At 32.6% G+C, this 18352-nt stretch carries 22 protein-coding genes and 1 pseudogene; 3 read left to right on the plus strand and 20 right to left on the minus strand.

The features are described 5' to 3' along the window. Position 1: 1 nt before the first annotated feature. Positions 2-721 (minus strand): DUF4099 domain-containing protein, encoded by a 720-nt coding sequence (locus BLW31_RS21435; protein WP_029425721.1) that lies wholly within the window; start codon positions 719-721, stop codon positions 2-4. Between the two features lie 40 nt (positions 722-761). Here BLW31_RS21435 and BLW31_RS21440 point away from each other — a divergent pair, with 40 nt between their 5' ends. Beyond that, positions 762-1427, plus strand: a complete 666-nt coding sequence (locus BLW31_RS21440) for a M23 family metallopeptidase (protein WP_007559149.1) — start codon at positions 762-764, stop codon at positions 1425-1427. A 46-nt stretch (positions 1428-1473) separates the two neighbouring features. Here the strand turns inward: BLW31_RS21440 and BLW31_RS21445 are convergent, their stop codons facing one another. From BLW31_RS21445 to BLW31_RS21540, 18 genes are all read right to left on the minus strand, one after another. Further along, positions 1474-2340 (minus strand): zeta toxin family protein, encoded by an 867-nt coding sequence (locus tag BLW31_RS21445; RefSeq protein WP_007559145.1) that lies wholly within the window; start codon positions 2338-2340, stop codon positions 1474-1476. Continuing rightward, on the minus strand, positions 2327-2587 hold the full coding sequence (locus tag BLW31_RS21450; RefSeq protein WP_005647331.1) for a hypothetical protein: 261 nt from the start codon (positions 2585-2587) through the stop codon (positions 2327-2329). The genes BLW31_RS21445 and BLW31_RS21450 overlap by 14 nt, the downstream gene beginning before the upstream one ends. A gap of 21 nt (positions 2588-2608) precedes the next feature. After that, on the minus strand, positions 2609-3088 hold the full coding sequence (locus BLW31_RS21455) for a DUF3990 domain-containing protein (protein ID WP_005647329.1): 480 nt from the start codon (positions 3086-3088) through the stop codon (positions 2609-2611). Then, on the minus strand, positions 3085-3534 hold the full coding sequence (locus BLW31_RS21460) for a DUF3791 domain-containing protein (protein WP_010539473.1): 450 nt from the start codon (positions 3532-3534) through the stop codon (positions 3085-3087). Before BLW31_RS21460 ends, BLW31_RS21455 begins: the two co-directional genes overlap by 4 nt. A gap of 1118 nt (positions 3535-4652) precedes the next feature. Next, complete coding sequence (locus tag BLW31_RS21475) at positions 4653-5294, minus strand: OmpA family protein (RefSeq protein ID WP_007559135.1); 642 nt, start codon at positions 5292-5294, stop codon at positions 4653-4655. A 2-nt stretch (positions 5295-5296) separates the two neighbouring features. Next, positions 5297-5956: a hypothetical protein gene (locus tag BLW31_RS21480; RefSeq protein WP_007559134.1), complete on the minus strand. Its 660-nt coding sequence runs from the start codon at positions 5954-5956 to the stop codon at positions 5297-5299. A gap of 2 nt (positions 5957-5958) precedes the next feature. Beyond that, a complete protein-coding gene (locus BLW31_RS21485) occupies positions 5959-6462 on the minus strand; it encodes a hypothetical protein (protein WP_007559132.1) in 504 nt (167 codons plus the stop codon). A gap of 12 nt (positions 6463-6474) precedes the next feature. Then, positions 6475-7314 carry a conjugative transposon protein TraN gene (gene traN / locus BLW31_RS21490; RefSeq protein WP_004295380.1) on the minus strand — a complete coding sequence of 280 codons (840 nt, stop codon included), beginning with the start codon at positions 7312-7314 and terminating at the stop codon, positions 6475-6477. A gap of 1 nt (position 7315) precedes the next feature. Further along, the gene (gene traM / locus BLW31_RS21495; protein WP_007559128.1) at positions 7316-8425 is read right to left on the minus strand and encodes a conjugative transposon protein TraM; all 1110 of its coding nucleotides are present in this window, start codon (positions 8423-8425) and stop codon (positions 7316-7318) included. Between the two features lie 3 nt (positions 8426-8428). After that, on the minus strand, positions 8429-8860 hold the full coding sequence (locus tag BLW31_RS21500; RefSeq protein WP_007559125.1) for a hypothetical protein: 432 nt from the start codon (positions 8858-8860) through the stop codon (positions 8429-8431). Continuing rightward, the gene (gene traK, locus BLW31_RS21505; RefSeq protein WP_005647312.1) at positions 8860-9474 is read right to left on the minus strand and encodes a conjugative transposon protein TraK; all 615 of its coding nucleotides are present in this window, start codon (positions 9472-9474) and stop codon (positions 8860-8862) included. Before traK ends, BLW31_RS21500 begins: the two co-directional genes overlap by 1 nt. Positions 9475-9506: 32 nt before the next feature. After that, entirely contained in the window at positions 9507-10529 is a 1023-nt protein-coding gene (locus BLW31_RS21510; protein WP_007559121.1) for a TraJ family protein, read from the minus strand. Continuing rightward, entirely contained in the window at positions 10522-11178 is a 657-nt protein-coding gene (locus BLW31_RS21515) for a hypothetical protein (RefSeq protein ID WP_007559119.1), read from the minus strand. The genes BLW31_RS21510 and BLW31_RS21515 overlap by 8 nt, the downstream gene beginning before the upstream one ends. Position 11179: 1 nt before the next feature. Next, positions 11180-11854 carry a hypothetical protein gene (locus BLW31_RS21520; RefSeq protein ID WP_004295374.1) on the minus strand — a complete coding sequence of 225 codons (675 nt, stop codon included), beginning with the start codon at positions 11852-11854 and terminating at the stop codon, positions 11180-11182. Between the two features lie 10 nt (positions 11855-11864). After that, a complete protein-coding gene (locus tag BLW31_RS21525; protein ID WP_007660146.1) occupies positions 11865-14705 on the minus strand; it encodes a TraG/VirB4 family ATPase in 2841 nt (946 codons plus the stop codon). A gap of 5 nt (positions 14706-14710) precedes the next feature. After that, the gene (locus BLW31_RS21530) at positions 14711-15010 is read right to left on the minus strand and encodes a hypothetical protein (protein WP_004295371.1); all 300 of its coding nucleotides are present in this window, start codon (positions 15008-15010) and stop codon (positions 14711-14713) included. A gap of 1 nt (position 15011) precedes the next feature. Beyond that, complete coding sequence (locus tag BLW31_RS21535; protein WP_004295370.1) at positions 15012-15326, minus strand: DUF4134 domain-containing protein; 315 nt, start codon at positions 15324-15326, stop codon at positions 15012-15014. Positions 15327-15345: 19 nt separating this feature from the next. After that, the gene (locus BLW31_RS21540) at positions 15346-15687 is read right to left on the minus strand and encodes a hypothetical protein (RefSeq protein WP_007559113.1); all 342 of its coding nucleotides are present in this window, start codon (positions 15685-15687) and stop codon (positions 15346-15348) included. 145 nt (positions 15688-15832) lie between these two features. On the opposite strand from BLW31_RS21540, the gene BLW31_RS21545 reads away from it, so the two are divergent. Together BLW31_RS21545 and BLW31_RS21550 are read left to right on the plus strand one after the other, a co-directional pair. Continuing rightward, positions 15833-16426, plus strand: coding sequence for a recombinase family protein (locus tag BLW31_RS21545; protein WP_007559111.1), 594 nt, complete (start codon positions 15833-15835; stop codon positions 16424-16426). 424 nt (positions 16427-16850) lie between these two features. Beyond that, complete coding sequence (locus tag BLW31_RS21550; RefSeq protein ID WP_005780952.1) at positions 16851-17861, plus strand: ArdC family protein; 1011 nt, start codon at positions 16851-16853, stop codon at positions 17859-17861. A 171-nt stretch (positions 17862-18032) separates the two neighbouring features. On the opposite strand, the pseudogene BLW31_RS24630 reads toward BLW31_RS21550, so the two are convergent. Continuing rightward, positions 18033-18352, minus strand: a pseudogene (locus BLW31_RS24630) (hypothetical protein); the annotation flags it as partial.

An 18352-nucleotide genomic window follows, 5' to 3' on the forward strand; every position in this document is an offset into this window, starting at 1 on the left:
TTTATAATTTGAATTTATGTTCTACTTTAGATTGCGATTCATTTCCAAGTGTTGTTTTTTGTCCTTTCATGTATTCTATATATTCATTTCTGTTTTTATCAGTATGAATAGTTCCTATAATTTGTGGGTTATGCCGGTCATAAGCTATTTTCTGTTTCTGCTCGAAGTCTAGGAATTTTATTCCTCTTGGATTATTTAAATCTAATCTTATGGCAATTTTTTCTTTGTCAACATTCAAAATTAATTCCTTACCTGATTTTAGAGTTTCCTTTTGTTGCTTATCCAGCTCAACACCTTTTATGTTTGAAGGTATTGAAATACTTTTGATTTTTGTTTTAAGCAATTCGTTTGTTTCAGGGTCTAATTGTACGAGATATTTTTCATTGTTAATAGTTTTTGTTATTATCTCGTTATCTTGAAGTCGTTCTAACTCCTTTGGTTTAAGGTTTATATCATTCATTATTTCTGGTCTGACTGGATGAACTTTAACGCCAGCATTGTTGCTATCTTTCCAGTACAAACTTATTTTTCCTTTCATACTTATTTCTTCTCCATTATTATCGTGAAAAGAAAGGTCTAGTAAACTGGTTCTCTTTCCAGATAATAGAGCTGTGATATTTGCCTTATCCAAAGACCATATCTGTTTTTTTGATATTCCTATTAGTTCTAATTCTTTATATGGAATATCATTTTCATTAAAAATAGCTTGCTTTTTATCCATGTAATGTATATTTTTGCTCAAAAGTAATAAAAATATCAATATGAAGAATAAATTTATCATGTTTTTTACTTATTCATTGTTTTTTTCAGTGAATGGCTACTGTCAGTTTAATACGGTATTACAGAAAAAGGATATTCCTAAAGCGGAACCTGTATTAGCAACGACAGAAAATAAATTGATAGAAGAAAAAGAAAAGGCTGTTGTCGTCAATGATGCTTTGACTACAGAACGACTTGCATACTGGAAGCAAAGAAGGTATTTATCTTTGCCCATTGATTCAATGGTGATAACTTCCCATTATGGTAAAAGAAAAGACCCATTTACTGGAAAAATAGCAAATCATAGAGGGATAGACCTTAAAGGCAACAACGACTATGTTTATTCGATAATGCCGGGAATGGTTGTAAAAACAGGAAAAAATAAAGGGTTGGGCAATTATGTAGAAGTGCGTCATGGTGATTTTACTTCTATCTATGGGCATTTATACAGTGTGCTTGTAAATGCGAAACAAGCTGTTGAAGCTGGGCAACCAATAGGCATTAGTGGAAGTACCGGGCGCAGCACAGGAGAACACTTACATTTTCAAATGGAATACAAAGATAAAACTATAGACCCTAAGCCAATTCTTGATTATATTAATGAGGTAATCAGAACCGTTAAAGGACAAATTTCACAGCAAATAGATAATGAGTTAAGACGCAAATAAATAGAAAAAGAGGATTGGAAAAGCCAGTCCTCTCTTTTTGGAAGAATCAGAAGAAACCTTTTTTTAATCCTTTTTCTTGTCTTTGAACTTTTTCTAGTGAAGATTGAAGTTGTGACAGAGCTTCTTTCATTCCTTTTTTTACTTCAGGATTCGTTACGGATTCAATAAGCTCTTTTCCTCTTTGAATGTTAGTGTTAAGTATTTCTTTATTCTTCATCTGTTTTGAACGACTTTCATCTATAAAAATAGATGGCATACTTTTGCAACTCCATTCACCATTTACTAGATTGAAATCTTTAATTCTTTCTTTCGCTAAGTAGGTGTGGATAGAAATCTTATCTACAGCCTTATCACTGTATAATTGATTTGCAGATTTCATTAGTCCATTTACGGCTTTGTTATGTGAATCAATATCGGCTAATCGTCCTTGTCCTTTACTTAGTACTTCTTCTTGATACCTGTTGTAAAGTCCTAGTTGGGTAAACTCCTTGGGGGCTGCAATAATATATGCTTCAACTCTAAATCCTGCATCTTTAAATTTTTGTGCTGTCTTTAAAGGTACATCTGGATTTCTCATAGTTCCTTCTATAATAATATTGCATTTCCGTTTAATGGCTTCTTCTATTAGTCTTTCTGTAAAAACGCTAGAAAAAATCTGGGTTTCAATGGGGTATTTAATAGGGTCTTTTATTAGTTCCTTATTGGGGTGAAACTGTCTGTAAAGGTCACCATTAACAGTGAGAAAATCTAAGTTAGGATGGTCTTTCTTTGCAACATTTATAAGAGTGCTTTTTCCGCAAGCTGGTTGTCCACCTAAGATTATAGCAATAGGCTTTTGTGATGATATATTGATGTCCTCAAATAAGCCATCTTTTTTTTGTTCAAAGATGGCTTCTACTTCATAGCGTTGCATAATATGCTTTCAATTTAGGTGCGTAATAGTTTTGTATCTTATCCATGACTGATAAGCGCACATTTTCAGAAACTTCAAACTGCAACAATCCATTTGCTATTTTTTCTTCTGTGTTGAGAACAGAAAGTTCTTTTTGCAGTATTTTTTTTCTGTTTTCATCCTTCTCTTCTGATATTTCATCTATCTTCATCATGCGGAGTGTCCCGATAATGTCGAGCGCAACATCCAAGCTCATTTCTTTATTCATGGTTCATTATAGTTTTATGATTTATACTTCAATAGATTCTGTGAATTTTAATAATGGAATAACTTTCACTGTATGAAATGAAAGTTGGTTAAAAAGCTTATGGGTCTTTAGCATTTCAATCGCTGCATCAGCCGTAACAACACCTTGTTCATAAAGCCGGATTGTTGCATATAACTGGTCATTGGCAACGGGTCCCATTATTAAATCATAGCTGTTTTTTCCTTTTCCTCTGCGGTTATTAACTACAAACTCCAGCCACTCTTTTGTAGCCCCATCAAATCGAAGGACTGAAAACTCTCTATCAAGAATATTATCGGGGACTTCATAAACTGAAACGACCGCTTTTTTACCATGTTCCCGATTTCTTTTGAGTATTGCCCACTTCTTAGCCTGTTCAAAATTAGTTGTCGTATAGAATCCTTTTCCAAAGTCAGTAGCTTTACGCCCTTTCTGTATATTAGGGGATTTGACGGTAACTGTTGAGCCGTGATATAGTTTCATGCCTTTTTATTGATATAAGTTATTATAGTATCTAATATATACTCTGTATCTTGTGTGTGCAGCATTTCAAAATTTTCATATAGAAATTCAAAAATGCCATGATTGGAAAACAGCAAAAGAGTTTCTTTAGCACTTATATTTTTAGTTTCCCTGTAATTTTCAGCACAAAACATTTGAAAAAGCAATATCTTTGGATTGTCCTTTTGTACTTTCTTCTGTTCTGTTTTCTCTTTTTCTAATGCTTCATAAAGTGATAATGTACTTGAATACCACAGTTTTGTATTCTCGTCCAATAATGCCTTGTACAAATTGGAAGAATATATATAGTATAACGCATCTTCTAAAGGTAGCGTTTTTCTTTTCATGACTGTATCAACCAATTCTCTCATAACAAATGGGAGCATAGCCGAACCAAGTTCATTTTGATATGTTTGATTAGTTTCCATAACTATTTATTTTCTAATTTTATATAGCTATCTTGCTGATGTCTTTAGCAAAGATAGAGAAAAAACAATCATCATAGACCTATTGTATTGATTAGTTTGTAAATAGGTTCTTTGTATTTCTTTAGATTTTTAATTTGTATAACATACTTATTGATTCCTAACTCATTAAAGATTTCTGCGTACATTTTTATTATGGATTTTCTGTAGTAGATGGTTAATCCTACTATTGCAATGCAAATAAAAATCAAATAGACTAGTTCACTATACGCATAGATTGCTAATACAAAAATTCCACCCATAGCCCATAAAAAGCTACTTAAAAGAAATCTTAAGATATTCATGATTTTGTTTGCTGTTCTTTATACTGGCAGCCAAACCAGCTTTAAAAGTTTATTTATCTCTTTATTTTCAATACTCAAAGATAGTAATTTTCTATAAATGTCGCAAATAATAGGACAATTATTTTTGTTAAAAATGGTTTTAGGTTTATAGACTGCCGAAGTTTTATTTTTCCCTAAAGTTTTTGGTATCATAATAATGTTCTCTTATCGTCCATGCCGGGCAGAACCCGGAAAAGTACGGTATCAAATACCTTCCCGGTTTCTCTCCAGTGCAGGCAGAAAAGGTATCAATTAGATGCAATCCTTTTGCTGATGGGCGATAGTTCCTGAATGGTGTCGGTATCGTTTCTTTTATGATGCAGCCGTTTTTCTGTATTCAGATATAGAGAGAAACGACACAAAGAACTTTAGGGAAAAGAAGATTCTTCGTGTTGCTCTTTCTGGAAGTGGAGTATATTAATCATATATTATATGTTTATAGGTTCATATATTATATATTCATATATTATTTATATATAGTGTTTTCTCTTTGTTCTTTTTCCCTAATGTTTTATGGTATCAATTTTTTGTGTCCGGCTTCCGGCAGCTTTTTGTATTTGGTATCAAAAGGTCGTTCTGCAGGGTGTGCCAGGAATGATAATTCGGTATCATTTCATCATGCCATGTTTGCCCATCAGTGCCGGAACTCCGAAAAGTACGGTATCAATTTCTTTCCAGACTATAAAACAAAGACCGAGAGTTTTACCTCCCGGTCTTTGTTAATAGAAATCTCTCTTTTTAATATTCATCATTTGTGATAAATATTTCTACTCTCCTATTTTTAGCACGTCCAGCTTCACTTGTATTGTCTGCAATGGGTTCGCTATATCCTTTTCCATCTTCTGTTATGTTGTTTGTTTCTATACCAGCGGTTCTAAGGTAATTTCCTACTGCTGCTGCTCTATTTTTAGAAAGTATGATATTGTATTGTTTTTCTCCTATATTGTCAGTATGCCCAATTATTTTAATCTTAGTATTGGGTATTTCACTAATGATATTACATAAGTCAGAAAGCATTTTTTGAGCTTCTTCATTTAATTCATATGAATCAAATTTGAATAGGATTTCACTTTGAGCTGTTGCTTTAAACTGTTCTTTTCCATTTTTATCTTTATAGCTGGAGATTGATAAGCCATCAATAGCTTTTAGTTTATTTCTTCTAGCTTCTATCTTTTCTTGGATAGCTTTATCTCTTTCCTCTTTAACTAATTTTGCACTTCCACCAACTATTGAAGCGGTTGAATAGTTACTATTATTTTCTATCATGTCTTTTTCTTTGTCGCTTAGTTCAGCGTTACTGAAAGTTATCATATGCGTTGAAGTACATGCGGTAAAAAATGTAACAACGAAGGCTGCTAGTATAATTATTTTCTTTTTCATGATTATCTTATTGCTATAATAGGTCTGATTTTAAATGAATTTCTTTTGCTTGTACTGGTTGCTCTTCCTTTTGTTAATGAAGAAATTAGTGCAAACACTTTAGGAGTATCTTTTCCTGCTCCATCTTCTGTAGAACTCCAGTACCAACCATCAAAGTGCGTTCCTCCAATGATTGAGAAAGAAGAATATACCTTTTCAAGATTATTAGAGATTGCTTTGTTTTGTGCGATAGAGCCAATAAACCAACCTGTAACACCTTTTGGTGCGTATTCTATAGCTTTTTGAGCTGCTGGATAAGCTAAACTATCTTTTATAGCAAAGTTCATTATTGCGGCAGTATTAGCTGCTCCATCAAAGCTGTTTTCATCTTCCGAAACATTAGCTATATCCTCGTCTGTATCTATTAAAGGATTTTCTTCTAAATCTTCTAATGAAACGGCATAAGCGGTTTCTTTTATATCAGGATTATTCCCATCATTACACCAAAATACAACTCCAATGGCTTCTTTTTCATTGGGTGAAAAAAGTGAGGGATGCACTATACTTCCATCACTACATAAGATACTACCCGGCTGTAATGATGTGTCTATAATATCTTCGTGTTTTGTACATGATGATATTACCCCTATAATGGATAATAGAATTATATATATTTTTTTCATACTTAATTATTTATTGGAAATTTGACACCTACTAATAATCCATTTCGGAAATGGTCACGTGTCCAAAAGACAAAATCATTTTTTTGCATTACAAAGACTTGCATTCCATTTCTAAATGAATAGCTATATTCTAAACCTATATCAATGGAAGCCTGAAACCCTTTTCTGTTAGCTCCTAAATCTGCTCCAAACCGCCATCTTAAATTACTGTTTTTGCCTCGTGAGATTGTAGGTTTATATGCTGCACCTATGCCGAATGTTTTATAGCTCCAGAAACTATCAGAGCATACCTTATTACATACCGGGCATTTATCATATGCTGTAGCTAAATCAATATATAGTTCATAAGCATTGTGATATTTACCTTCAAACTCCAGCCCTACAACTGCATTGACGGTATTTTTCCATTGCCAACCTCCTGAAATATTAAAAAACTTATCACCATCACCAGCCATTGACTTTAGGGAAAAAAATAAGGTGATAACAAGAAATGCTATTCTTTTCATAATCGTAAAATTTTATTCAGTAAAAGCATCTGCATGAAGAATGTCTGCATAATCAATTCTTAATGTTATAGTACGTCCTGAAATCTGTTTTTCAGATATTTCTATGGTAAGAACTTTTTCGTCTGGGAAAGTAAATTTTTCAAAGACAAAAATATTTCGATAGTTCTTCTTGAAAACAAGATTCTTATTAACTTGCATCAATGGAAGTATTTCTATAGATTGAAAATTAGTAGCCTTTGTTTGTTTTTTATCTTCTATTTTGAAGCGTATTTGGTCTATATCATATCGTATTTTTGTTTTATTAATCATAGAAATATCAATAAAGAAATACTTATCTAATGTGTAGATATTGTTTAGTACAATTTTCATTAGGTTACTTTTACTGGAAACATCATAGAATTTATTTTTTGAAATAAACATTCTATGTGCGTAATCATACATTTGTGCTTTGGTTAAGTTCACTTCTGGATTCATATAGCTACGTAAATCAGCATAAGGGATATTAAAGCGAGTGTATGCTTTTGCTAAATCGCTACTATATACTAGCATATATTGTACGAAAAATCTTTCTGTAACAATGGTGATAACTCCACTAGCTCCTTCTTTTGTGGGCTTTATTCTAAGAGAGTTACCAGTAGGAATATCGCCAACAATATCATTGACTGATATATCAACATATTTTATATCTTCCATAGCTATAAAATGCGTTGAAACATCTTTGTTGACGTATATAACCTTTAGTTCTTCTGGGTTTTCACCTGCAAGCTCGATGTTTTCTCCAATAGGGGTGTTCTGTGCATTTCCTGTAATAACAGAAACCATTGTGCATAATGCAATAAAAATCTTTCTCATATTATTGTTCTTTATCTTTGTTGTTTACTAAAAAAACTTGTGTGTTATATTTTAATTTGGCTTTGTTTTTTTTGATGTTTTTGGAAAGAGCTTGGGTTGTACTACGGTAAGCATCTTGTAAAGCACCTAAAGCGAATTGTTCTACTCCTTCTGATTGGCTGTTCATTTGTATAGTTTGGCTTCCTATTTGCGCTCCAACATCTTTACTCAAATCTCTAAAAGCTGATGAAGGAACAAAGAAACCTTCTTGTCCGTCATTATCATATACAGATAAATCTACTTTCATTTGTCTGCCATCAACCATTATAGAGGAAATATTAATGTGTACTCTTTGAGCTTTAAAGCCAGATACATTCCCATATAGGTAAGTGCCTTTAGTTAAAAGAGCGTCATTAATCATTATATCATCTAGAAGCCGTATGCGTACTCGGCTACCATCTGTTACTTTTAAAGTTTCATCTAATATAGCTGTGATTAGTGAAGTTTTTTGTTCTTTCCCTACAGTATTAAAATATACTTCTGCGGGATTTTTCGCTTTTACAACTTCTATAGCCTTTTCTTTTGGCTTTTCATCTTGTTTTTTTTGAGGTGTTCTAGGACGTGGATTTTGTAATGAATCTATATAAGCCATTTGCATTTTAAAAAGCTCCATTTCTTCTTGCATCTTGGATTTTTCAGGAGCTTTCCTAGTTTCTGTTTGACTTGATTCATCTATAGTAGGAAATCCTTTTATTTGTTGTTCCAATTCCTTTTCTCGGATTCTAGAAGCTTGATTTAAACTGTCAATTTGCCTTATTTCATCATTGGAGTAAAGAGAACCAGAACTTTCAATTTCGCTAACTTCTTCTTCTTTATCTATGGTTTGTATTGATGAATAATCAGAAGATTTATTGAAAGCTCCTTTGAGTGATTCAAATTTACTTTTTATCTCTCTTTTTTCTAAATTAGCATCAGGAATATCAAGATTTAATTCTTCCGTTTCTACTAATGTAGTTTCTTCTGCTGGGGCAGAGTTTATCATATCCTTAACTAGCCATCCTATCCCTAGAATAAAAGGTAGGATGAGTATCGGAATGATGTACTTAGGCTTTTTAATATCAATCTGTTTCATACGCTATTTATTTAATTTATTGTATAAATTTTTTATTCGTATAGTGTCTTCTGGAGTTAATTTCCCATTTTTTCTTAGCTCATTAATTTCATTTTGCATTTTAATCACTTCTAACAAGTCGTGAACTCCTACTTGTTTTTTTTGTAGGGTACTATCAATGTTAATTTGTACTTTGCTTTTTTCTTCGTTGAAAACTTGCATTGGCTTTCTTTCTGGACGCATTACTAATGATAGAATTGTGACGAAAGAAAGGAATGAAATCGTAATTCCAAACATAGCTTTACGGTGTATATCAGCCCACGCCAATAAGCGTTCACAAGCGTTATTAACTCCGAACTTTTGAAATATTTTAGTAAGAAGAACAACTGTAGCTTGCTCGGCTTTAGTCTTGATACTTTCTTTTCTATCATTCTTTTTATGTTTAAACAGTTTCATTAGAAATTCTTTTTTACTTTATAATCTAGGTCTTTGTTTAGTATCGTTTTCCAATCTGTGATAATAAGTCCATGAGGATTATTTTCAGTACGTGGAATTTGTCTTAATTTCCCTGTAGTTACAAGTTGCCTTTTTAGAATAGAGGTTTCTCGCTCTATACGTTGGATGCCATAGTACTCAAAAGATAGGTTGTTCATGTCCACCTTGATACTATCTGTCATAATTGTTACTGTTGCAGAACTCGCTAATATGGTGTTGAAATATCCTTTTTCTTTTAAATTATTATATTGTTTTAATCCGCTATCATCAATTAGATACATGGCTTTTTCCATGTTGTATTTTATAAATTCATCGTCTGGTGGTAATGTGAAAAATAAAGTGTGGAATAGATTTATGTGGCTCTTACATTCGACTTCCAAGTTGACTTCTGTACCAGTTTGTTTTACTAGTACAGGGACATCATTATCCAAAACATATATTTTTTTTCTTTCAGCTTTTACTAAAGAGAAACAAAAGGCTAGTACCATACCTGAAATAACTATACTAGTTGCAAAACAGCCAATGGATAAAATTCCGGCTAATTTGATTTTATTTTCTAAGTTTTTAATAATCATGATTATGTGAATTTAAAATTTAATGAATCTTTTTACATAGCTGCACTGGCTCCACCTGTAGCCGGAGCTGCTACAGCTTTGGTTGCGATGGCTGCTCCTCCAACCATGCCTCCTACTGCTTGCCCTACTCCAGTTGTACTTACAATCCATGTAGAAACAAAAGGTATTGTAAGCATGGCAAATGCTCCAAGTAATGCTGTAAGAAGGAAGCTATTGACACCTCCAGAGGTCATTCCGACATACATGACAAATGCAGCTTCATTTCTAAGCGCATATTCTAAAATTTCAATTTCTCTTTCTATCCCATATTGCATTACTACTAAAGAAATTGATAATACTATATATGCAATACATGAATATAAACTAACACTGACAAAACGAGCTATCCATTGTATATAAGCATCCCGAAATGCAGGTAAAACAGAGAATGCAAAAGCTAGTGGACCAAGAATAACTAATATTCCTGTGAATATGATTTGTAGGAAAAAGACAAAATAGGTACATACTTGCCAAAAAGTAACGACAATAAATTCAATGATATTAAACATTATCATTTTAACCTTAGCGACTACATATACATATAATCCAGCTATCTTGTCTCCAATAGCTGAGAAGTCTATACTAAAATCATACCATTTCTTATCCTTAACTTCATTTTCGGCTCTTTCAACTTCTAATGAAGTATGTAATAACTCTACTGCTACGCTATCAATGAGTGCATATCTATTACGAGAAAGTAATTCTACTTCTTCTATCTGATTCGTAAACATAGCCTTGCTTCGTGCTGTTAATAACTCTCCGGGATAACTGATTAGATTAATAAAGGGAATCCAGAACATAAGAACCAATCCCAGTGCGAATGGACGCAATAACGGGATAATCTCTAATTTTTTATCTCCACTCATCATTTTGAAGCTTTCTACTCCAAAATATAACAACATAAAGATTGCTGCCAATGCTTGTGCATCCGCAATAAATTCTCCGAATAGAACAGTTGTTTTATCTCTTAGTCCATCAAATAATTCAAATAAGAATTTATCTATTAACTCATTCATGGCTCATTATTGTTTTATTTATATTATTCAATCTTGTTATTAATGAAAGAACCTCTATTAGTTCTTTATCAAAATCTAAATAGGCTTCCCTTTTTTTAGAGTTACTCATATGTGAATCATGGATTATATCTATGTTCTTTTTTATTCTAGTAACTTCATCAGTTATAACTTCAACATGTTCTTTATTACCGCCATTAGAAGAATATTCGACAAGTTTTTTATTTATATCATTAAGAATATCATTTCTACGATTTTTAGTTAAAGTATATTGATAATCAATTTCTTTATCTCCAAATTTGAAGAGTTCCTGTCTATATATGGTATCAACATTATACCCTTCTTTTTCTGTTTCTGATTTATTGTACTCTACGGCTGCCATCATGGGAATTTCTTGTAACTGGAAATTACGTCTATCTTCCTTCCCGTATTTGTCGTGTAACCCTAAGCCCGGCAAAGGAATTTTAATACCCAAAACCTTTTTATACCATATCCAGTAATGATACCATTCTGGTTGTAGTCGTACTCTATCCATAAATTCCATATTATTAAGCACGCTCCATTTCCCTTTATCCTTTACAGGCATTTGGGAATAGGTATTAGAAGTACCAATAATCAACATTAGGGAAAAAAATAAAAGCACTCTTTTCATATTATCTTTTAGGTTTTACTTTATAATTCTGTAATAAATCATCAACTAATTTTGAACGATTATCTTTGTATTTAAATACCCCCGGAGCTAATGTTTGTAATACTCCATTTCTTTTTGCTGTTTTCATCTGTCGGCATACAGCGTATGCTATACCTCTCATGTTTCTTAGTTCATTAATAACATACTTAAGCAAGTCTATTCTTTGCTTATTATCCATAAGGTTTACATCTGTCCCGACAATAGCGACCTGATAAATGTATTGTGTCAAATCCGCAGTGCGATTTACTAATTCTAGCTCTGTTTTTGCTGACACCAATAATAAAGCCGGGTCACCTACAGCAAGTTCAACCATTTGTTTTTGATATTTACCAATATCTGCTGCAATATCAGTGCAGTAGATAATATCTTTTCCTGTTTTTATGATGGCTTCTACAGATTTTAGGCTATTATAAAATTTGCTTTGGAAAAATTCAATCTGAACCATTTTTTCACTGATTTGTTTTTGTATAAGGCTTATTTGAGCTTCATTCTCTTTCACTTTAGAGAAAGAAGTATGTTGCACCTTATGATTAGCTATAAGTGTTTCCATACAGGTTATATCCAAGACTGCCTTTTGCGAATATGCAACTTGGGTTAAAGTAGATGCTACCACTAAAATAAATAGGATTTTCTTCATGATATTATCTTTAACGGTTTGTAATCCATTTGTATTTATCTAGGATATACTTATATAATGGTTGTTCCCCTATGATGTTAAGTATATCTTTTAGGCTTCCATCATCGGAGTGATACCCTAGTACCTTATTGACTTGTAAAACCCAATCCATATTTTTTAATTTGGAAGATTTTAGGTCTATTATAAAATTATCCAATCCTGTTTGGAAACTACCATAAATGATATGATAATATCCAACAGCATCTTTTTCAATTCGTTCTGTAGTAAATGTGAAATATTCGTGTAGAGAAACCTCTACTCCAAATACATTTCCATAATTTCCTCTTTTTATAAATACTTCATTAAACCGATTACGGTTTTCTTTATTGGGAAGTTGATTTATGGTAAATATTTGCTTTTGATTTACTTCCGTTAGGGATAAAAGATTTGCTATTTCTTGATATTTGTCTATAAATTTACTTTGGTCTAATAGGCATATAATATCGGAGTTGCTGATTATAGAGTTTTTGACTACAGGATTACTAATTATGTCCTCCAGTTCTTGAGTAACAACCATTGCCATACCCCAAAATTTACGAACTGTTTTATACAAATAGAGTATATAGCCAGCCATCATAGGGCTAGCTATGGCTTTCCATGCTTCTTCAATTATTAATGCCTTTCTGTTCTTTTTTAATCTCATTTTTTGAATAAAAACGTCCATAATAATTAAGGTTACTATTGGAAATAATTCAGGGTCATCTTTAATTGCATCAATTTCAAAAACTATAAAGGGTTCTTCAAAAAGGGAAGTGTCAAAATCCTCATTAAGAGTTTTTTCTAACTGTCCTCCTTTATAGAATTTTTTTAATAGAAACTTATAGTTAGTAATATCAAAATCAATTTTGTTCTCTTTGCAAATGATAGGTATAATGCGTAGGGAAAATTCGTAGAAAGAGTTAAAAGATAAGCTTTCAACTTTTATTTCTTTCAATATATCTTCCTTCTTCTGGATTCGTCTTTCTATTATAGAAAGTAATCTAGTTTCAGGATTATCAAGCTCTTGGCGTGTAAAGCCTTTTTCGATGAGAATGTTTTGTATCGCTTTTTCTGCGTTGGTTTTTTCTCCGCCTTCTCCTTTTTCTACTAGTTGCTGTAATTTCTCTATTTTTTCGGAAAGTATCTTGCGTTCTTCTTTTTCCCTTTCGTTTTCAAATTCTTCTTCATTGACTTGAAATTCGAGTAGTAAATTTTCACGTATGGCTTCTTTTTCCGCATCTGAATAACCATTAAAGGGATGAAAGTAGAAAGAATAGTATTTTTCTATGGTAATATCCATAATTTCTTCTTCTTGCTTTTTGACCTCACCATTTGCACCTTTCCATATCAGGAAAATTAATGATTTAAGAAAGTTTTTCTTTTCTACATTATACTCTTCTTCAGTAATTCGGAAAGGATTCATAGATATAGGCTTGCTTTCAGAATAAGTAATGTATTTGCCATGATAGTATTCGCACATTCCTGAATAACTATGCCCTGTATCTACCAATACAATATCAGTGTTATCTAAAACCCATTGTCTTACTTTGGAGTTGACATAGAAAGACTTACCAGAACCACTTGGACCTAAAACAAAGAAGTTGGAGTTATTTGTATATTTTTTCTCACCTTCTTTCCCGGACATATCTATTCCAACAGGCAATCCTTGTCTGTCTGTAAAATAAGTAAGAAAAGGGCTGTTTTCTGTTACTTGTAATTTTTCCTTGAACAAAAGACAAATTGCAGCATCGGAAGTTGTTAGAAATTTGTCATAACTGTTTAGGTTGATTGCGTTTCCTGGCAGTGCACATTCGAATAATTCTAATTGGTTGAAGCATTGTTTATTAATAATAATGCCACAATCAAAAAGAGATGTTTCAACATAGTTGATAGCCTTACTAATATCATCAAGACCAGCAAGAATTATATTATAATGTGCATATACAAGCATTTGCCCTTCTCTGGCAATATCCGACTGCACTCGTTCTATGTCTTCTACACATAAATCATTTGCAGGGTCAGGCATTCCTTTATGTTTTTTCTTTTTGCCTTCTAATTTGTTTGCTTCGTTTCGTTGGTCTGGAATATTTATTACTTGATTATAGATAATTGTGTCTATACCTGGTGTATCATGCAAAAAAGAGAGTAAGTCAACAGGAAACCTTAGCCCAATATTGACCTCTTTATATGGTTTTATAACAGAAGGAAAATTAACTTCGTCAATATCTACAAGAGAAATGCACTGTACGTTTTTTTCTCCAATTATAAGATTTTCTTCTCTTGCTTTGATATTTTTTAGGCTTACTGTTTGCTGATTGAAATTGATAGATAGAAATCTTTTTATATATATTTCTATTTCATTTTCATTTAATAGTTTAGCTCTTATTCCTCTGTTAGCGAATAGTCCTAATACTTTTGTGATGTTTCTAATAAAAGTATCAAACCTTCGAGGGTCAAAAGAAAAGAATTTAGACCTTTCTACTTCTCCTGTAATAACAAGATAAGTAGAAATATCAGTATATATTCGTCCTTTAAAATGTTCAAAATAACGATTTGATAAATAGTCGTTCTTCCTATTCTGGGGTGGTAAAAATGATTTTTTACATAGAATATCCTGTTTTTGTATTGTATATCCAGTTCCTAATACTTTGAGGATATTAGTAAATAAGTGGTGAAAATCATAGTAAGCATCCATATCTGCTGAATACTGTATTATAGGATTTTCACATTTAATGATAACAGAATAGTCGCCCCTTCGGTTATAGAATATAGGAGTATTGTCTATTGTTTCAATACCAATATAAGGAGCTTCAAATTCACTTTTCTTTTTCATAAGCTTTATTTTTTTCTATCTCTTATAAAAGTGCGTGATACTATATATATGCCTTTTCGTTTATCTTTCCTGTGAAGCCCTTTTCTTTGTAATTGCGATGTTATTCCTAACCCTCCAAACATAACTATTACAAGAGTTATACCTCCCCACATAAAAGAAGCCAGAGTAGAAACAATAGCACATAAAAGTAAAGCACTAATAATACAAGCTCCACCGATATATATGAACTTGCCTTTAAATCCTTTGAAAATAAGGGGCTTTTGTAGCCCCTTATATACATTGTAACTTGGATACTCTTTCGACATATTAGATTCCGAAGAATGCTTTTACGACAACACCTGATACAACCAGAAAGATACATGACCCCATCCAGCCCATAACAGCCTTTTGTACATCTTGGTCACCAGAGTTCCATTTTAAATAAACTCGCACTGCTCCAACTAATCCTACTAGACCTCCTAGTATCATCATCATGTTTCCTAGGGGGTCCATGTAGGTTGCAAGTTCAGAACTAGCTGCATCAATTCCCGCAGCACCTTGTGCAAAAGTGTTAGTTACTACCATTATGCTAATGGCTAAAGCGAATGCTCTTTGAGCAATTTTTGAAAAAAACTTTTTCATTTGAATAAAAATTAGTTGTTTATTTGTTAAAATTTACGTGTGAAAACATGCTTTTCCCTTTAGCAAGAAGTTGTTCCATTGGAATACCTTGTGTTTCAACTTCCATTTCAATAGATTCATTTACAGATACATAATTCTGTTCAGATTCTTTTTTTTCATCTTCTTTTTCGTATGAGCCTGTTTCAAAATCTTCATCTACAACTTTGTGAGGTATTTCTTCTTCCTCTCCTATTGAAATAATTTCTTCTTCTTCACCTGTATTGGTTTTGCTTTGCTTTAGGAAAGCATCATACAGGATGTTTGCAGCGTAGTAAACTACATAAATGGCAAATACAGCCATGATAAATTGTGAATAACTCATATTCTTAAATTTAAAAGTTTCATTAATCGACCCTTTTTCTGTACTTTTGATTTATAATAGTACTAGAGGTAATAACAGGGGGGAAAGCCCTAGTTTAAAATAGTTTCGCGAATAGTTGAATTTATGAAACTTGGATTTAAATAAAATGGAGATAATAGGCTACGCTCGTGTTTCAACGAGGGAACAGAATTTAGATTTGCAGCTAGATGCTTTAAAAGAAGCCGGATGCAAACTTATATTTGAGGAAAAAGTATCAGGAGTAAAGGATAGACCCGAATTAGATAAAGCCCTTGCATATTTGCGAGAAGGTGATACTTTTGTTATCTGGAAGCTAGATAGATTAGGACGTTCTTTGAAAGATTTAGTTTATATAGTTGATTGTTTGCAGAAAAGAAAAATTGCATTCAAAAGCATAGTTGATGGTATTGATACTAATAGTGCTTTAGGAAGATGTCAATTTGGAATTTTTGCTTCATTGGCTGAATATGAACGTGAAATAATAGTAGAACGAACTAGGGCTGGATTACAAGCTGCAAAAGAACGAGGGAAACTTACGGGACGACCTATAGGGTTATCGGAAGATGCAAAGAGAAAAGCTATAGCAGCAAAGCGTTTATATGAAAATCGGGATTATTCTATAGATGAAATATGTAGAATTTTACACATTGGAAGTAAGGCTACTTTGTATAGGTATTTACGTTATGAAAAAGTAAGATTGATGAATAGAAGAAATAAATAGGGCGTTACCTTTCAGGTCGGGCTTTTCGCTGCAAGTCCTCGCTACGCTGTGGGCTTTCCGCTGCAATCCCTAACGCATTTTCCCACCCACCCTTCTAAGGTATATCCAATGCTTTGCTTTTTTCACCGCTTCTATGAAGCACCTACAAAAGCAAGGCATTGGATATTCGGTTTTATAGACTTCATGTTCCCTAAAGGGAATATTCCGTTTATAAAACCTTATCTCTCACCCAAAATATATAAAACTTTAGGGAAAAGATAATACGTTAAAAATCAGCCGATTATAAACTATTTTTAACAAAAATAATTGTCTTATTATTTGCGACATTTATAGAAAATTACTATCTTTGAGTATTGAAAATAAAGAGATAAATAAACTTTTAAAGCTGGTTTGGCTGCCAGTATAAAGAACAGCAAACAAAATTATGAAATCTACTTTTGATAAAAATGCAGAGAAGTTTGTAAACCTTATGGTTGAAAAAATTGAAAGCTTGTCTATGAATTGGCAAAAACCTTGGTTCTCTAAAGTCAACTCTAAACAGAACTTTTTACCACAAAATTTAACAGGTCGTACTTATAGTGGTGGAAACGCTTTTTTACTTTATTTTTTGTGTGAAAAATATAATTATCAAACTCCTGTTTTTTTGACATTCAATCAAGCACGAAACGAAGGTATTAATGTTCTAAAAGGTGCTGTTGCTTTTCCTGTTTATTATACATTATTTTGTGCTTATCATCGTCAGACAAATGAAAAAATTTCATATGATGAATATAACAAATTATCAGAAGAAGAACAAAAAGAATACCGTTTAGCAGCTTATACAAAATATTTCCAAGTTTTTAATTTAGACCAAACAAACTTTGCGGAAAAATATCCCAATAGATGGGATATATTAAAGGCTAAATTTTCAGGAGAGGAACAGCCACAAGAAGAGAAAGAAATGTATGTAAATCCAATACTTGATGAAATGAATAAGAATCAAAATTGGGTATGTCCTATTCAAACGGTTTCTAGTGATAGTGCGTTTTATTCAATATCAAATGATAGCATTACTTTACCTTTAAAGAGCCAATTTAAGGACGGAGAAAGTTTTTATGGTACAGAATTACATGAAATGGGACATAGTACAGGTGTTAAAAATAGACTAAATCGAAAAGGATTTTATGAAAATGATAAATTCAATTATGGGCGTGAAGAACTTGTAGCAGAATTAATATCGGCTTTGTCTGGTGTATATTTGGGTATTTCTGTAACCGTCAGAGAAGAAAATGCGGCTTATTTAAAATCATGGTGCAAAGCAATAAAAGAAGAACCTAAATTTTTATTTACTGTATTGGCAGATGCTATTAAAGGTAGTAAATTCATAGCCCAGCATCTAAATATAAGGCTAGATGTGGAAGAAGTTGAAGAAGAGAAAAATACAAAGGTTGCTTAAAGGTTCCTTCCCCCCTCATTGGGGGGAGTTCTTTTTTCAAACGCCAAAAAAGAACCAAAAAGGCTTAATCGCTTCACTTTGTTACGCTCCAATAGTTTTGCTATCGGTAAACCCACCCACCCTTCTAAGGTATGTTTCTTTATCCCTTCTGCAATCCTTAGTAAAGTTCCACTACCTTTTAGGTAACTCCACTTTAGTAAGCATTGCAGAAGCGGAAACATGACGCAAATTAAAATACATTCTCACTTTGAGAATACATTTTAATGCGTCTTGTTGTCTAACCCAATAAGAACTATAGGGAAAGAAATTGATACCGTACTTTTCGGAGTTCCGGCACTGATGGGTAAACATGGCATGATGAAATGATACCGAATTATCATTCCTGGCACACCCTGCAGAACGACCTTTTGATACCAAATACAAAAAGCAGCCGGAAGCCGGACGCAAAAAATTGATACCATAAAACATTAGGGAAAAAGAACAGGAACAAA

Origin of the sequence: Bacteroides faecis MAJ27, from assembly GCF_900106755.1 — a bacterium.
Classification (GTDB): domain Bacteria; phylum Bacteroidota; class Bacteroidia; order Bacteroidales; family Bacteroidaceae; genus Bacteroides; species Bacteroides faecis.

What these genes read in the sequence shown, in the direction of transcription:
- BLW31_RS21435 (WP_029425721.1), bottom strand. Translation starts at nt 721, where the DNA reads ATGGATAAAAAGCAAGCTATTTTTAATGAAAATGATATTCCATATAAA.
- BLW31_RS21440 (WP_007559149.1), top strand. Translation starts at nt 762, where the DNA reads ATGAAGAATAAATTTATCATGTTTTTTACTTATTCATTGTTTTTTTCA.
- BLW31_RS21445 (WP_007559145.1), bottom strand. Translation starts at nt 2,340, where the DNA reads ATGCAACGCTATGAAGTAGAAGCCATCTTTGAACAAAAAAAAGATGGC.
- BLW31_RS21450 (WP_005647331.1), bottom strand. Translation starts at nt 2,587, where the DNA reads ATGAATAAAGAAATGAGCTTGGATGTTGCGCTCGACATTATCGGGACA.
- BLW31_RS21455 (WP_005647329.1), bottom strand. Translation starts at nt 3,088, where the DNA reads ATGAAACTATATCACGGCTCAACAGTTACCGTCAAATCCCCTAATATA.
- BLW31_RS21460 (WP_010539473.1), bottom strand. Translation starts at nt 3,534, where the DNA reads ATGGAAACTAATCAAACATATCAAAATGAACTTGGTTCGGCTATGCTC.
- BLW31_RS21475 (WP_007559135.1), bottom strand. Translation starts at nt 5,294, where the DNA reads ATGAAAAAGAAAATAATTATACTAGCAGCCTTCGTTGTTACATTTTTT.
- BLW31_RS21480 (WP_007559134.1), bottom strand. Translation starts at nt 5,956, where the DNA reads ATGAAAAAAATATATATAATTCTATTATCCATTATAGGGGTAATATCA.
- BLW31_RS21485 (WP_007559132.1), bottom strand. Translation starts at nt 6,462, where the DNA reads ATGAAAAGAATAGCATTTCTTGTTATCACCTTATTTTTTTCCCTAAAG.
- traN (WP_004295380.1), bottom strand. Translation starts at nt 7,314, where the DNA reads ATGAGAAAGATTTTTATTGCATTATGCACAATGGTTTCTGTTATTACA.
- traM (WP_007559128.1), bottom strand. Translation starts at nt 8,425, where the DNA reads ATGAAACAGATTGATATTAAAAAGCCTAAGTACATCATTCCGATACTC.
- BLW31_RS21500 (WP_007559125.1), bottom strand. Translation starts at nt 8,860, where the DNA reads ATGAAACTGTTTAAACATAAAAAGAATGATAGAAAAGAAAGTATCAAG.
- traK (WP_005647312.1), bottom strand. Translation starts at nt 9,474, where the DNA reads ATGATTATTAAAAACTTAGAAAATAAAATCAAATTAGCCGGAATTTTA.
- BLW31_RS21510 (WP_007559121.1), bottom strand. Translation starts at nt 10,529, where the DNA reads ATGAATGAGTTAATAGATAAATTCTTATTTGAATTATTTGATGGACTA.
- BLW31_RS21515 (WP_007559119.1), bottom strand. Translation starts at nt 11,178, where the DNA reads ATGAAAAGAGTGCTTTTATTTTTTTCCCTAATGTTGATTATTGGTACT.
- BLW31_RS21520 (WP_004295374.1), bottom strand. Translation starts at nt 11,854, where the DNA reads ATGAAGAAAATCCTATTTATTTTAGTGGTAGCATCTACTTTAACCCAA.
- BLW31_RS21525 (WP_007660146.1), bottom strand. Translation starts at nt 14,705, where the DNA reads ATGAAAAAGAAAAGTGAATTTGAAGCTCCTTATATTGGTATTGAAACA.
- BLW31_RS21530 (WP_004295371.1), bottom strand. Translation starts at nt 15,010, where the DNA reads ATGTCGAAAGAGTATCCAAGTTACAATGTATATAAGGGGCTACAAAAG.
- BLW31_RS21535 (WP_004295370.1), bottom strand. Translation starts at nt 15,326, where the DNA reads ATGAAAAAGTTTTTTTCAAAAATTGCTCAAAGAGCATTCGCTTTAGCC.
- BLW31_RS21540 (WP_007559113.1), bottom strand. Translation starts at nt 15,687, where the DNA reads ATGAGTTATTCACAATTTATCATGGCTGTATTTGCCATTTATGTAGTT.
- BLW31_RS21545 (WP_007559111.1), top strand. Translation starts at nt 15,833, where the DNA reads ATGGAGATAATAGGCTACGCTCGTGTTTCAACGAGGGAACAGAATTTA.
- BLW31_RS21550 (WP_005780952.1), top strand. Translation starts at nt 16,851, where the DNA reads ATGAAATCTACTTTTGATAAAAATGCAGAGAAGTTTGTAAACCTTATG.